The sequence below is a fragment of the Aristophania sp. ESL1100 genome, from assembly GCF_058511235.1.
Genome location: NZ_CP196394.1, coordinates 639,802 through 654,152 on the forward strand (window position 1 = coordinate 639,802; position 14,351 = coordinate 654,152).

Here is a 14,351-nt window from a genome sequence, read left to right on the forward strand (position 1 = left end):
GAAATGTGTTTTATGACCAGGTTTATGTGATGTTTATGTAATTTTAAGTATTTATGATTTTTTCTGGAGGGCGAAAAAAATGGATGCTGAGCAAAGTCTTTTAAAATTAGATGCTTATTGTCATTTTCGCCAAATGGAAATGGTGGAGGATTCTGATAAATCCTCACATTTCCTGGATAATGTAATGGAATTAACAGCAGAAGCATTGGCCAGTTTCAAACTGGCTTTTAATCATGTGGATATTTTTTCTTTAAAAATATGCAGTAACATTCTTACTAATATTCTTAATTATATAATGAATTCGTCACTCAATACAAAATTTCATGATGTGTTTCTTGCAGCTCAGGATGCTTATAAGGATGTTGAATGTCTTTTAGGTAAGCGTGACCATGATTTGGTCTATATCCTAAGAAATAACACACTGGAACTATAGAGTTGTGTTAATTTTTCGTAATTTAATTCTGAAACTATATTAAATATTTCTGTAAAATTATTTATATTTACTAAAAATTACCATAAAAACCTTGACCTATATTTCTTCGTGATAGATAACACGCAGAATTATTTGAGGTTGTTACGTTTTTCTCCGATCGTGCGTGGCTTACCCTGAGATTGTGTAAAGATAAGTGGGGAGATAGGTTTTGATTAGGAATTTTCTTTCTGAGGCACTCTCAAGAAAGAATAAGTTGAGGCGTCTGTTTTTTCTGTTGCTGGTTATCATTTCCGGCTTCTCACTTACAAAACGTTCGTCTATGGCCTTAGAGACTGAACAATCTCCTCTTTTGCAAAAATCGGATACGGGCCTTACGTTCCAGAAGCTCTCCAAAGAGGATCAGCTTTTTCTCAATGATCTTGAAAAACGCACTTTCGACTGGTTCTGGGATAACGCCAATCCCAAAAACGGCTTGATACCGGATCGTACGCCTGTCCCGGGTGGGGCTGCCAGTATTGCGAGTGTAGGGTTTGGCCTGACTTCTTATGGAATAGGGGTGGAGAGAGGCTATATTACGCGGAGCCAGGCCGTAGAACGTACATTAACGACATTACGTTTTCTTGAAAAATTGCCACAGAATGATAAATCCAGCGGCTCAGCAGGCTCGCATGGTTTCTTTTATCATTTTCTCAATCCTGAAACAGGGCTTCGTGTCGCTGATTGGTCCGAGCTTTCCAGTGTCGATACTGCCTTGCTTATGGGGGGCGTTCTTTTTGCCCAGTCTTATTACGATCGCCCAACCACTCAGGAGCGTCAAATCAGGACTCTTGCCAAGCGTCTCTACCGTCGGGTTGACTGGCAATGGATGCGCCATAATGGCCAATGGCTCAGTATGGGCTGGTTTCCCCCTGATAAATTTATCCCTGTTGATTGGAAGGGATATAATGAGGGGCTGATTATCTATCTTCTGGCACTGGCTTCCCCGACGCATCCCTTACCGCAAAAGGTCTGGAAAGACTGGACAACGACCTATAATAACCAATGGGGAGAATTTCAGGGGCATACTTTCCTGAATTTTGCTCCGCTATTTGGCCACCAATATTCAGAAGCGTGGATTGATTTTCGAGGAATTAAGGATTCCTTTAATCGCAAGCACGAGACGGATTATTTCAAAAACAGCCGTGAGGCGGTTTATGCTCAGCGCGAATATGCCAAATCTAACCCAGGAAAGTGGAACGATTATAGCCAGGATGTCTGGGGGTTAACAGCCAGCGATGGGCCTGGAGAGGTCACCAAGGAGCAGGACGGTATTAAAAGGCATTACCTTTCCTATAGTGCGAGAGGGGTTGGGCGTGATTACATAAATGATGACGGCACGATTGCCCCAACGGCAGCAGGTGGCTCTGTAGCTATAGCCCCCGAAATCGCATTGCCGGCACTCAAAGAGATGAAGCGGCGTTATGGTGATAAAATCTATAAGCGCTATGGATTTGTCGATGCTTTTAATCCGACCTTTAAAACCCAGGATGGCTTTTGGGCCGATGGCCAACAGATTGGAATAGATCAGGGGCCGATCCTGCTTATGATTGAGAATTATCGCAGCCAGTTTGTCTGGAAGATTATGAAAAAAAATCCGGTTATCCGTGTTGCCTTGAACAAGGCCGGTTTTACAGGAGGATGGCTTGGGCAGAAATAATTTTTGCCCTATGTCTCTTCAAGCCTGTGGAGCGTGAAGAGGAGGGGTCGTAACCCGATTTTTTTAAGTCTTTGCTTTTACTGAATCACGATATGATGATTCTTCAGCTCATCCAAGATCGGAGCCGGGTCGTTCACAGCGCGTGTAAGAGAGGCGATCAGGTGCGTTTCGAAGCCGGCTTTTACGCTATCCAGCGCGCTTTCTTTTACGCAATAATCCAGGGCAACGCCGCATAAATAAACGCGTTTTATATGGTGGTTTCTGAGATAAGCCGTAAGACCTGTTGTGCGGCCAGCACTGTCAGTAAAAGCAGAATAGCTTTCAATTGACGCATCCATTCCCTTGTCAAAAATTTTTGCTGAGGGAGGAAGAATCAAACGGGGATCAAGCTCAGCTCCACTGGTCCCGGCAACACAATGGGAAGGCCAGGGTCCTCCCTCGGTCTTAAATGAGACATGGTTAGCCGGGTGCCGGTCACGCGTAGTGATAACGGTCGAAAAACCCCTTTGAATTTGGCGATTAATCAAAGGGATTAATTGATCACTTCCTGTAACCGGCAAAGCGCCACCAGGCAAAAAATCTTTCTGCATATCAATAATGAGAAGAGCGTCTTCGGGGCCCGGCTTGATGATCATTCAGGGTAATTTCTTATCTTTTTCTCTCGCTTCAAGAGCGGAAATACGCGTTACAAGAAGCTGATTAATACGGAATCCTTCAACATCAACCACTTCAAAACAAAATCCCGAGGCTTTGACGCGGTCTGCTTTGCGTGCCATGCGCCTGAGGCGATGCATGACGAACCCACCGATCGTATCAACATTATGGCCATCTTCAAAAAGCGGGATGTTCAGTTCCCGGACAACATCGCCAATCGGAGCGGCCCCATCAATAAGCCAGGAATCCTTGTCGCGGGGAACAATGGCCTGTTCTTCAAAAGGATTGGCCAATCCATCCATCAGCGCCCCCATAATATCTTTATAGGTCGTCAAGCCGACAACAAGGCCGTATTCATTGATGATCAGGGCAAAACCGGCACCATGTGTATCAAATTGGGCTAATGTCTCCCAAAGGTTCAATGTGTCAGGTAATGACAGCACATCCCGTCGCATCTGGAATATCTGGCTCTTTTGCGATGGTCTTTCAGCTTTATGGGCAGTAGGCTCATCGACGACAGCAACCAGGACATCCTCTGCACGGATAGAGCCGATGACATGATCGAGCCCACCATCACAAAGAGGGTACCGCGAATAAGGGCGCACGCGTACCTTATCGCGCTGGCTTTCAAGACTTTCACTGACTTCCAGAAAAACAATTTCATCACGAGGGGTCATGGCCGATGTTACGGAACGGTCCTGTAACGCCATGACATTCTGGATCATCTGATGTTCCTGCTCCAGAAGAACGCCTGAAGCCGTTCCGGCAGCCAGTACAGCGCGCAGATCCTCAGGCGTCATACGCTCAACCATCGGCGCTGCAGGAATATGCAAAACACGCAAAATCGCGTCAGAAATATGAGAGAATATCCATACAAATGGATAAAGGAGCTTCAGGACGAGAGAAGGAAACCATGCAATTTTAAGTGCCACCTGATTAGGGGCATTCATGGCAACCCGTTTAGGCAACAAATCGGCAAAAAGAACAAAAAGGCCTGTCACAAGGACAAACGCAATCAATGATCCGAGCTCATGGGCCAGAACGTGATTGATCCCCCAGGATTCAAGCATTGTTCCCAATGGGGCGCCGAGCATCGAATCCCCGACAATCCCGCCTAATATGCCCATGGCATTGAGGCATATCTGTATCGCGGTCATAACCTTGCCGCTATTGCGACGCAGTGCCAGAAAAGCTTTGGCGCGCTTATCTCCCTCTTCTGCAAATCCACGCATCCGGGATTCACGCGCCGCTGCGAAAGAGATTTCAGACAGTGAAATCAAAACAGAAATCCCGATCAGCACGATTGTAAAGAAAATACCCGCTACAAAGAGCCAATAAGGATGAAGATTTGCAGATAAAAAAGACATACAGCATGATTTTAGCCTGTCTTCTTCATAAAAATCCATCCCCTTGCAGGTTTTTCAATAAGATTGCTTTCATGGAATGATGAATGTGGTCTCGCTATGAGCTATAGGGACAGAAATGCCCTGGGATTACTGATATTATTGAGGCCTGTTGCGTAAATGCATGGCCCAATAGGTTAATCCCACCAATAATCCACCGATTATATTGCCAATGGTCACAGGTATCAGATTATCCATGATAAAATGGCCCCATGTAAGTTGTGAGTAATGATCGGCATTGACACCAACGAGTTTCCAGAATTCGGGAGAGGCAAAAGAGTGGATAACCATTCCTAATGGAATCATGAACATATTGGCGATGCTATGTTCAAAGCCGCTCGCCACAAAGACAGCAATCGGCAACATCAGGATCAGCATTTTATCAATCAGTGAATGTCCACTATAGCTCATCCAGACTGCCAGACAAACCATCAGGTTTGCCAATGTTCCCAGAAATACGGCCTGTATGAACGTATGCTGTAATTTAAGGCTGGAAATATTGAGGACATTTAAACCCCATTGCCCGTTATTGGCCATATATTCGCCAGAAAACCAGATAAGAGCGGCAAAGAACAGGGCCCCTACAAAATTGCCGATATAGACGATCAGCCAATGAAGGCACATGCGTGTAAAGCTGACGCGTTTGCTAGCTGTGGGCACGGATGTTAAAATCGTGGAGGTAAAAAGATCAGCCCCGCAAAAAACGACCAATATCAACCCAAGTGAAAAGCACAGCCCCCCGACGAGTTTTGCCATGCCCGCCGGCATATGGGCACTGCCGGTTGTGACGGTAATAAAAAACAAGAACCCTATGGAGATGAAAATACCCGCCGTTACGGCCGAGAAAAAGGTTTCCTTTACATGCTTTCTGACTTTGGCAATGCCTAGTTTTTCCGCAAGCTCTGCCATTTCTGCTGGCGTACGATTATCGACTGACTGCGTCATGATGTTGATTGTCTCTCTTGTGCAATAATGTGACCCACAAATCAAATAAATGTGAGTGACAAATAATAGATTCTGAATAGATGATGCTCTTTTGTGAAATTATACCGTATTTCTTAAGTGAATCATGTTATTTTAAAGATTTATTTGTAAACTTTTCTTGAGATTGTTTTTTATAAAATAATAAACACACTATCATTATAAAAATTACTTATAGATATATGGATTATTTTTATTAAAAAGAAAGTCTTTCTTATTTTGGGAAAATCTTTTCCAGGGGGGGGCACGCCCCCCTTATTAATAAGCCCCCTTGGATGGGGATAAGGCACCTGGGTTGCTGATATGTTCTTGTGATGAAGACAATAAAGTAACCAGCTGTTAGTCTATCAATGAGCTGTAAAACCACCATCAACGGGCAAAGCGACACCAAGCACAAAACTGGCACCGGGGCTGCATAACCATAGGACTGCTGAAGCAATTTCATCGCTACGTCCCAGACGCCCGATTGGTTGTTCCTTGAGAATTTCCTTCATGGCATCGGCTTGCTTTACCAGCATGTCAGAGACCATTGGCGTGTCGATTGTCCCTGGGCAGATCGCATTGATCCTTATTCCCCGAGGCGCATATTCCATAGCAGCGCTTTTGGTCAGTCCGATGACACCGTGTTTTGAAGCGTGATAAGCCGCGCGGCAGGGAAGGCCGACAAGGCCACCGAGTGATGAACAGTTAACAATGGCACCATTTCCCTGTTTACGCATCTGGGCTAATTCGTGTTTCATGCAAGCCCAGATGCCGCGTAGATTCACCGCATTAACATGATCAAAGCTGGAAGCTGGCTCATCCGCAGCATCGCAGGGCGGGACCTGAATACCGGCATTATTAAAGGCCATATCAAGGCGCCCAAACTCTCTGACTGTTCGCTCAATCATGGAAGCGACTTCAGCTTCATTCGTGACGTCACAAACAACACCGAGGGCCTTATGTCCTTTGGCTTTCAGCTCATCAGTGACCAGCTTCACACCGTCTGCATTAACATCCGAAATGACGACGGCAGCGCCAGCATCGGCAAATGCCCGGGCAGTGGCAAGCCCCATACCTGATGCCGCACCAGTAACCAGCGCTACCTGACCTTTAAAGTCATAGACAGGATTCATTCTATTCTTCCTTTATGTAAAGCGGGATTTCGGGAAACCGCCTCAAGCACTATGGAAGAACAGGCGGATAACCTGTCTTTGACTATATAGGACTCATAATGAGTCTGGTAATGAATAGGATTTAATAGTGTGATGAACGGATTTTAAGATCATCACCTGGAAAACAGGCAGGTACCCTGCATAAATACCTGCCTGTTTTAGTGTGGAACTTACTTTCCGGTGCTCAGATCGTGACCGTCATATTTGCCGGTTAATGTTTTAAGGAAGGCGACAATATCAGCAACGTCCTGATCAGAAGGATGGGTGTCCGTCGTCTGATAATGGGCCATTTTCCGCACAGCATCCTCAAGCGTTTTGGCGCTGCCATCGTGGAAATAGGGAGGGGTCAGTTCGATATTACGCAGGGTGGGGACGACAAAACGATTAAGGTCGTCTTTTTCCTGGTCGAGAGCGAAGACACCTTTATCGGCGTCAGTTTCTTTTCCACCGCGGTCTTTGAAATAGTCAGCTTCAAGACCCATAATTTCGAAAGCACCACCACCAACGGCAATGCCGCTATGGCAGCTGGCACAGCCGATGGCCTTGAAACGTTCATAACCACGTTTGGCCTGAGCACTGATTGCGTCGTCTTTGCCCTTCAGATATTGGTCAAAGGGGCTGTCAGGCGTAATCAGGGTTTTTTCATATTCCGCGATTGCCTGTGTGATGCTTTGTTGATCAATCTGTGCATCAGGACCGAAGGCAGCCTGGAACATCGGCATATAATCTTTGTCTGCCATCAGTTTATTCGTAACGTCAGACCAGTTATGTGAGCCCATTTCAAGCGGATTCATGACAGGGCCGGCAGCCTGCGCCGCCAGGTCAGGGGCACGTCCGTTCCAGAATTGTGCGATTTTGAAATAGGCATCATACACGCTGGGGACATTGATGGGGCCCTTTTGCCCACCAATACCCGTCGCTGTGACCAGACGGTCCACGCCACCGGTATCCAGCCCATGGCAGCTGGCGCAATTGAGTGTGTTGTCGCCTGAGAGCTTTTTGTCAAAAAACAGCTTGTGGCCAAGAGCCACTTTTGCAGGATTGACGGGTACAGTTTCAGGAACAGGGCGAATGGGCTCGGCAGCGAGAGCGGCAGTCGCGCCAGTCGTTGCGTAATATTTACGGCGTGTTTCCTTCACCCACGTCAGAATAGCCTGACGTTCACTCTGGGAAAGGTGAGCATGCCAGTGCAGCAGAAGATATTGTGGAGGAGGCATCCGGTTCTGGATAACAACTTCTTCGATCCGTGATAACGCCTCTTCAGAAGGTGGCTTTCCTTCATCGAAAGCAGCCAGAACAGGCTCAAGACGGAAATGACGTCTCCCTTGATAAAGGTCTTTTGCCATAATGGTATGAGCAACAGGAAGACTGAAGTAAAACGGCAGGTCACGCCCGACTGTGTGACAATAGTCACAACGAGCGTCATTCAGCGCGTTAAAAGCAGCGAGGGCAACCGGATCTTTCTGTGTGGGGGAGTTCATAGGCAGCTCGGGAGCTGTTTTACGGTCATAATTCTGCAGATAAGCGACCGTACCGCCATAGGCCAGAATCCCGACACCGACCAGAGAGATCAATACTCGTTTCAAACTTTATTCCTCCACGTTCTTATTGTTAAGTTACCAAAAGAGTATCTGTTTTATATAGTAAAAAATGTCAAAATGATTATGTCTATCTTTTTAATAGAGAAATCCAATTAATTTGACGCCGGTCATCAGGAAGGGCGGGGAAAGAGGATCTCTCTTTCTCCCGACCTTACAGTTCCGGGGAAGTGGAGGATGTCTTTTTATAACCCGGCCAGTTCCCGCCATTCATCTTCATTGATGGTACGGATTCCGAGCTCATGAGCCTTTTTTGCTTTTGAGCCGGCTTTTTCTCCCAGAATGACAAGCGTTGTCTTTTTGGAAACAGTTTCTGTGACATGAGCGCCCAGCCGTTCTGCAATGGCTTTGGCCTCAGGACGGGACATCTGTGTCAATGATCCGGTAAAGACCAGTGTCTCACCAGCCAGCTTGTGGGATTCTGTGCCTTCCATAGTGGGAGATGGATGGTCTTCAATAGTAAGCTGGGTGGCCAGATCATCCACGACGGTTTTATTGTGCGGCTCATGGAAAAAGGCAGCAAGCTCGTCAGCGATGGCAGGCCCAATTCCCATGATCGCGCTTAATGTCTCATAATCGTCACGTTTTTCATCATTGAGCGCCAGCATGGAACGGAGCCAGTTTTCAAATGTACTATAATGCCGGGCAAGAAGAGTGGCATTACGATCGCCGATGCGTCTTATGCCAAGTGCATAGATAAAACGTGACAGTGTGATTGTGCGTTTTTCATCAATGGCCTTTAAGAGATTATCAACCGATTGTGGTCCCCAACCTTCTAGCTTGAGCAGGGCCTCTTTATGGCGGGAGAGGCGGAAAATATCGCCAGGCTGTTTAATAAATCCAAGCTCATAAAAGGCTCTGATGCTGCGTTGCCCCAGCCCTTCAATATCAAAGGCGTTGCGTGAGACGAAATGGATGAGCCGTTCAACCGTCTGGGCCTCGCATGTCAGGCCTCCCGTGCAGCGTCTGACGGCTTCCCCCTGTATGCGTTCGGCATAGGCGCCACAAACCGGACAGTGATCGGGAAAAACGAATTTCGGAGCACGCTGGGATTCTTTCTGTCCTTCAGAGGGAGGCAAAACGCTCAGAATTTGCGGGATGACATCGCCAGCGCGCTGCAGGCGCACAAGGTCACCGACACGAACGTCAAGGCGGTTGATTTCATCTTCATTATGCAAGGTTGCCCGGGAGACGATAACGCCCCCGACATTGACCGGTTCAAGATGGGCAACAGGTGTCAGGGCTCCTGTACGACCGACCTGTATTTCAATATCATCAAGTCTGGTAATGGCCTGTTCCGCAGGGAATTTCCATGCAATGGCCCAACGTGGCGTACGCCCGACAAATCCAAGACGTTGCTGAAGGGCAATATCGTTTATTTTAAAAACGATCCCGTCAATATCGTAATTCAGGCCAGAGCGTTCACGGGCCAGCTGTTCCACATAGGCAGGGATATCGCGTGCATGTGCGAGCAAACGTGAGAGGGGATTGACCTCAAATCCCCACTCCTGAAGCTGTTGGAGAAACTCCATATGAGTGTGAGCAACAGGAGCTGAAGAGCCTCCCATATTATAGGCGAAAAGTCCTAAAGGCCGTTTGGCTGTTACAGCCGGGTCAAGCTGGCGGAGGGAGCCTGCGGCTGCATTGCGCGGATTGGCGAAGGGCTTTTCTCCCCGTTTTTCCTGCTCTTCATTCAGCTCAAAAAAGCGGGATTTCTCCATATAAACTTCACCGCGTATTTCAATGAAGTCTGGAGCGTTCTGACCGAGTGTTAAAGGGACGGTTTTGAGGGTTCGGATATTGTTTGTGACATCTTCCCCTTCGCTTCCATCGCCCCGTGTTGAAGCAGAAATCAACGCGCCGTGCTCATAGGTGAGATTGATGGAGAGGCCATCGATTTTCGGTTCAGCGACGAAACTGAGATTCTGGGAATCCTCTTCTGAAAGACCGAGGAAATTCCCGGCACGACTGACAAATTGCTGAAATTCCTCAGGATTGAAGACATTCCCCAGGGAAAGCATCGGGACGCGATGTTTGAGCTTGCCAAATGCCGGGTTTGGTTTCGCGCCGACTTTCTCGCTGGGATTATTCTGATTTTTCAGTTCCGGGTGAAGCCGTTCCAGGCGTGAAATTTCAAGTCGGGCATGGTCATATTCTGCGTCCGAGACTTCCGGGGCATCATGCCCGTGATAAGCTTCATCCCAGCGTGCTATTTTTGCCTGAAGGTCCTGATATTGCGCAAGAAGGGATGAGGGGGTGTCATTCATGAAGGTGTTTTTCCAAGAAGGCTGTCCGCTGCCGCACGTGCGGCTTCGGTAATACTATCTCCCGCAAGCATACGGGCAAGTTCCTCACGCCGCTCCAGAGGGGAGAGAGGTTCGGCGGTGGTGATGGTTTTCTGGTTAAGAACTTTTTTGGCAATGCGATATTGATGTTTCGCTGAGGCGGCGACCTGGGGGCTATGTGTGATGGCCAGTACCTGGACGTCCCTGGCTACTCGGTGCAACCTTTCACCTATGGCCGAAGCGGTTGCTCCTCCAACACCGGAGTCAACTTCGTCAAAAACAAGGGTTGTCAGGCTTGAGCGCCCAGCAAGAACAACTTTAAGCGCCAGCATCAGGCGGGAAAGCTCCCCTCCTGAAGCGACCTTTCCAAGGGGACCGGCTGGTTGGCCGGGATTGGCGGCGATAAGAAAAGAAGCCTCTTCCATACCGCGATGAGACCAGTTTTGGGCAGGTAGTTCGGTCAGTTCGACAATAAAACGTGCTCTTTCAAGTTTGAGCGGTTTTAATTCAGCCATAATCGCTTTTTCGAGCTCTCTGGCTGCTTTCTGACGGGCTTGCCCCAGGGCTCTTGCGCTGTTTTTATAAGTTTCTTCAGCCTGTTTTGCCGTAAGCTCAAGCTGATGAATGGTTTCAATTCCAGTTTCCAGCTGTGAGAGTTTTTCCTGCAGGTTTGATAGAAAATCAGGAAGTTCGGCAACAGTAATATGGTGCTTGCGTGCTTCTGCCCTCAGGGCAAAGAGCCGCTCTTCAGTTTCTTCCAGCAGGCGGTTATCAGAATCTGTATCGGCTGCCAGCCGTGTCAGCAACATTTCAGCATCTGCCAGGGCTTCTTCAGCTTTTTCAAGGGCTGCCAGCGCTTCCTGTGCTTGTAACTGATGAGGCGAAGGCTCGCTTTGTGCGTCGTCTTCCTGCTGATGGGCACCAAAGGAAGAAGGGAGAAGCCGTGCCAATGTCCGGCTGGCTGAGCGGAGGGCATTGGCAGGGTGAGCGCTGCGACGATCGCGTGGATTCAGGTCAGATAAAGCCGTTGTAACTGCTTCCCGTCGGCGTTCCTCCTGCTGTAATTGTGTGCGAAGGGCGACAAGCTGGTTTTCTTCTTCATTCTGGGGAGCAAGGGCAGAAAGGTCTTCGATGGTCTGGCGTAACCAGCTTTCCTCTTTTTCGGCCTGCTCAATGGCGTCTCGAGCCTCTGTTAACTGAGATTGTGCCTGTTGCCACTCTTTCCAGTCCTGTCTCACCTTATCGACAGGCGTTGCCAGGGCTCCAAAAGAATCAAGTAAATCAAGATGGAGTTTTTGATCGGCCAGTCCCATTTGCTCATGCTGCCCCTGAATCTCGACCAGAAGAGAGGCAATTTTCCGTAAAACGGAAATTCCGATCAGCTGATCTCCCATATAAGCCCGGGAGCGTCCGTCTTTTGTGATAAGGCGGCGGAGAATGAGAGGTTCACCTTCTTCTATGGGTGCAAGATCAAGTTCTTTGATAAGGTCATGCACGTCATGATGAGGAGGAAGCTCAAAAACGGCTGTGACACTGCTTTGGTCAGCACCGGTGCGGATGATGTTACCAGTAGCGCGCTCCCCGAGGGCAAGGCCGAGACTATCCAGAAGAATTGACTTTCCGGCACCGGTTTCACCTGTAAAAACGGTCAATCCTTCTTCAAAATGAAGGTCGAGTTTTTCAATGAGAACAATATCCCGGATAGAGAGTTGTGTCAGCATGTGACCCCCCTAGAGCACAGGGCCCCTTCGCCCGGAAAGGACGAAGCAACAGGGCCAGAAAGTTCTATTTTAATATCGTATAAGAGGCTTAGAAGATATCGTTCCACATATTGGCAAAGAAATCGCCAACAGGGGAGAAGAAATCTCCGACAGGATTCAGGAATGAAAAGAATCCCTCATCCTCTTTTTTCGGCTTCTGGTGCATAGCTGCATTTTTAGGCAATGAGGAAACGGACGTTTTTTGTGGGACATTCTGCACTGTGGCAATTGCCGGAGGGGGCGCCCCATGATTTACAGGAGACATTGCTGGTGCAGGTGTTCCACCACGTGGGAGAATGGGGGTAGAAGCGCCTCTCTGCCCAGGGCTCGGAATGTCGAATTGAGCGACAGGAGTTGTTTTTGTCGCATCAAGTGTCTCGGATGCCAGGACGGGACCCTGGGCTTTTCTGGTTTCGTTGAATTTACCGTTTCGGCTGCCGGGCTTGCGTGTTTCTTTGGTAAGAAGGCCGTTATATTTGAGTTTGTTATAGGCGATACGATACCATTTGCTGTCTGGGTAGTTATAACCCAGAATTATGGCATTCTGGCGTGCTTCATCTTTCAGCCCCAGACGGAGACTGACCTCAACAATGCGCTCGAGTGCTTCCGGCACGTGGTTCGTTGTCTGGAAATCCTGTACAACACGCTGATAGCGGCCAAGAGATGCCTGATAATCTTTTTCGCGTTCGTAGAAACGGCCGACAAGCATTTCTTTACCGGCCAGATGGTCACGGCAAAGATCAATTTTAAGCTGGGCATCACGTGCGTAAGATGTCTGGGGGAAGCGCGTAATCACTTCCTGTAGGGCATCCATGGCTTCAATCGTGCCGAGCTGGTCACGTGAAACGATCCCTATCTGTTCGTAATAGCACAGTCCCCGCAGGTAATAGGCATAAGCGGCATCAGGGCTGGTTGGATGGAGCTGGAGATAGCGTTCAAGCTGCTGTACGGAAAGCTCATATTCGCCCTGAAGATAATAGGCATATCCTTCGAGAAGCTCGGCATTTCCCGTGTAACCGGAATAAGGGAAATTCTGTTGAAGCGACTCGAACTCAGCACTGGCGAGTTTATAATCACCGCCATGAAGAGAATCTACGCCGTAATTATAGAGTGTCTCAGCATCCGTTGTTTTGGGAACGCGTTTATCCGCATCATCGGCACAGCCGCTGAGCAATGCAAGTCCCATCAGACCACTTAAACCAAGAGTCAGGGCGCGGGAGGAAGGGGTTTTTACAGCGTGATGCTTGATGATGCTAACCATAACTGCCTTATAGCATGGAAGGTAACAGGGGGAAGAGGGACAGGGTCATTATAAAAGTGTCTTTTCTCTTTAAAATAATGACCTTTCAAGACTCAAGAGCTCATTTTGGCGAAATGAGCTGCCACGTTTCTTTCTGTTTTGCCAGAGCTTTTATAAGCTGATTATTAAGGGCGTGGCCAGATTTAAAACCTTCAAACTTTCCTATGATTTGATAGCCAAAACAATAACAATCGCCAATAGCGTCGAGTAATTTATGACGAATGAATTCATCGTCACTTCTTAATCCACCGGAATTGATGACATGATCATCATTTACAACAAGAGCGTTCTCTAAGGAGCCTCCAAGAGCAAGTCCTTGTTTTTGAAGGTCTTTTATATCATTATAATTGACAAAAGTACGGCTGAAAGCAACGTTTTTCAGAAAGTCATCCTGTTTCAGCGTGAAGTCTATTTTCTGGGCCCCTATAATTCGGGCTTTAAAGTCTATGGCGACTGAAAGAGAAAATTTTTGTTTTTTACGAGGCTGGAAAGAAGCAAAGGCACCATCTTGCCCTTTGACCGTCACAGGGTGAAGAATTTTGATAAATCGTCGTGGTGCGGCGAGTTCTTTCTGGCCTGCGCATCCAAGCAGAAAAACAAAATCCTGGGCACTTCCGTCAAAAATGGGAATTTCAGGACCGTCAAGCTGAATCAGAATATTATCAATGGCCAGAGCGTGGAGAGCCGCGAGAAGATGCTCAATTGTAGCGATACGTACGTCCGGTTCATCGGGTGAGGCAATAACGGTTGCAAGAGAAGCCTCTTGAAGAGTCTCGGGTGACAATCGGAAAGGACGAGTATGGGAAAGGTCAACTCTCTGGAAGAGGATACCGCTATCTTCTGGCTGGGGCAGCAGTTTTAACGTGATCTCTTTACCGGTATGCAGCCCTATGCCCCGGCAAAAAATTTCTTTTTTAAGTGTTGTTTGAGAAATAGCCGGTCGGGAAGCATTTTTGTGGGGTGTTGAAGCCTTGGGAGAGGTTTCCTCATTTTTTCCTGACACGTCAAAGTCCCTTCCAGGAGGGAGGCCCCCCATTTCGTATTTCCCGAAACTCTTACCGATCATCAAGGAAGGGCCTCATGATGC

Annotated in this window: 10 protein-coding genes and 1 pseudogene; 2 read left to right on the forward strand and 9 right to left on the reverse strand. The window is 47.9% G+C overall.

Annotated features, from left to right (window positions below; all coding sequences use genetic code 11):
• Positions 1–79 precede the first annotated feature (79 nt).
• Together ACSYSY_RS03185 and ACSYSY_RS03190 are read left to right on the forward strand one after the other, a co-directional pair.
• Positions 80–433, forward strand: a complete 354-nt coding sequence (locus tag ACSYSY_RS03185; protein ID WP_491707866.1) for a hypothetical protein — start codon at positions 80–82, stop codon at positions 431–433.
• A 319-nt stretch (positions 434–752) separates the two neighbouring features.
• Positions 753–2,129, forward strand: a complete 1,377-nt coding sequence (locus ACSYSY_RS03190) for a glucoamylase family protein (protein ID WP_491707867.1) — start codon at positions 753–755, stop codon at positions 2,127–2,129.
• Positions 2,130–2,206: 77 nt separating this feature from the next.
• Here ACSYSY_RS03190 and ACSYSY_RS03195 read toward each other — a convergent pair whose 3' ends face one another.
• The 9 genes and pseudogenes from ACSYSY_RS03195 to lpxC all read right to left on the reverse strand — a co-directional run bounded on the left by ACSYSY_RS03195 (position 2,207) and on the right by lpxC (position 14,330).
• Complete coding sequence (locus ACSYSY_RS03195; protein WP_491707868.1) at positions 2,207–2,764, reverse strand: nicotinamidase; 558 nt, start codon at positions 2,762–2,764, stop codon at positions 2,207–2,209.
• Positions 2,765–4,150 carry a hemolysin family protein gene (locus ACSYSY_RS03200; protein WP_491707869.1) on the reverse strand — a complete coding sequence of 462 codons (1,386 nt, stop codon included), beginning with the start codon at positions 4,148–4,150 and terminating at the stop codon, positions 2,765–2,767.
• Positions 4,151–4,285: 135 nt separating this feature from the next.
• Positions 4,286–5,131, reverse strand: a complete 846-nt coding sequence (focA, locus tag ACSYSY_RS03205; RefSeq protein WP_491707870.1) for a formate transporter FocA — start codon at positions 5,129–5,131, stop codon at positions 4,286–4,288.
• A gap of 383 nt (positions 5,132–5,514) precedes the next feature.
• Positions 5,515–6,282 carry a glucose 1-dehydrogenase gene (locus ACSYSY_RS03210; RefSeq protein ID WP_491707871.1) on the reverse strand — a complete coding sequence of 256 codons (768 nt, stop codon included), beginning with the start codon at positions 6,280–6,282 and terminating at the stop codon, positions 5,515–5,517.
• Positions 6,283–6,491: 209 nt separating this feature from the next.
• Positions 6,492–7,907, reverse strand: a complete 1,416-nt coding sequence (locus ACSYSY_RS03215) for a cytochrome-c peroxidase (protein ID WP_491707872.1) — start codon at positions 7,905–7,907, stop codon at positions 6,492–6,494.
• A 197-nt stretch (positions 7,908–8,104) separates the two neighbouring features.
• Positions 8,105–10,186 carry an NAD-dependent DNA ligase LigA gene (gene ligA, locus ACSYSY_RS03220; protein ID WP_491707873.1) on the reverse strand — a complete coding sequence of 694 codons (2,082 nt, stop codon included), beginning with the start codon at positions 10,184–10,186 and terminating at the stop codon, positions 8,105–8,107.
• Positions 10,183–11,925 (reverse strand): DNA repair protein RecN, encoded by a 1,743-nt coding sequence (gene recN, locus ACSYSY_RS03225; RefSeq protein ID WP_491707874.1) that lies wholly within the window; start codon positions 11,923–11,925, stop codon positions 10,183–10,185. Before recN ends, ligA begins: the two co-directional genes overlap by 4 nt.
• 475 nt (positions 11,926–12,400) lie before the next feature.
• A pseudogene (locus tag ACSYSY_RS03230) lies at positions 12,401–13,225 on the reverse strand (outer membrane protein assembly factor BamD); the annotation flags it as partial.
• A gap of 100 nt (positions 13,226–13,325) precedes the next feature.
• On the reverse strand, positions 13,326–14,330 hold the full coding sequence (lpxC, locus tag ACSYSY_RS03235) for a UDP-3-O-acyl-N-acetylglucosamine deacetylase (RefSeq protein ID WP_491707875.1): 1,005 nt from the start codon (positions 14,328–14,330) through the stop codon (positions 13,326–13,328).
• Positions 14,331–14,351 lie beyond the last annotated feature (21 nt).

What these genes read in the sequence shown, in the direction of transcription:
- ACSYSY_RS03185 (WP_491707866.1), top strand. Translation starts at nt 80, where the DNA reads ATGGATGCTGAGCAAAGTCTTTTAAAATTAGATGCTTATTGTCATTTT.
- focA (WP_491707870.1), bottom strand. Translation starts at nt 5,131, where the DNA reads ATGACGCAGTCAGTCGATAATCGTACGCCAGCAGAAATGGCAGAGCTT.
- recN (WP_491707874.1), bottom strand. Translation starts at nt 11,925, where the DNA reads ATGCTGACACAACTCTCTATCCGGGATATTGTTCTCATTGAAAAACTC.
- ligA (WP_491707873.1), bottom strand. Translation starts at nt 10,186, where the DNA reads ATGAATGACACCCCCTCATCCCTTCTTGCGCAATATCAGGACCTTCAG.
- ACSYSY_RS03210 (WP_491707871.1), bottom strand. Translation starts at nt 6,282, where the DNA reads ATGAATCCTGTCTATGACTTTAAAGGTCAGGTAGCGCTGGTTACTGGT.
- lpxC (WP_491707875.1), bottom strand. Translation starts at nt 14,330, where the DNA reads ATGATCGGTAAGAGTTTCGGGAAATACGAAATGGGGGGCCTCCCTCCT.
- ACSYSY_RS03195 (WP_491707868.1), bottom strand. Translation starts at nt 2,764, where the DNA reads ATGATCATCAAGCCGGGCCCCGAAGACGCTCTTCTCATTATTGATATG.
- ACSYSY_RS03190 (WP_491707867.1), top strand. Translation starts at nt 753, where the DNA reads ATGGCCTTAGAGACTGAACAATCTCCTCTTTTGCAAAAATCGGATACG.
- ACSYSY_RS03200 (WP_491707869.1), bottom strand. Translation starts at nt 4,150, where the DNA reads ATGTCTTTTTTATCTGCAAATCTTCATCCTTATTGGCTCTTTGTAGCG.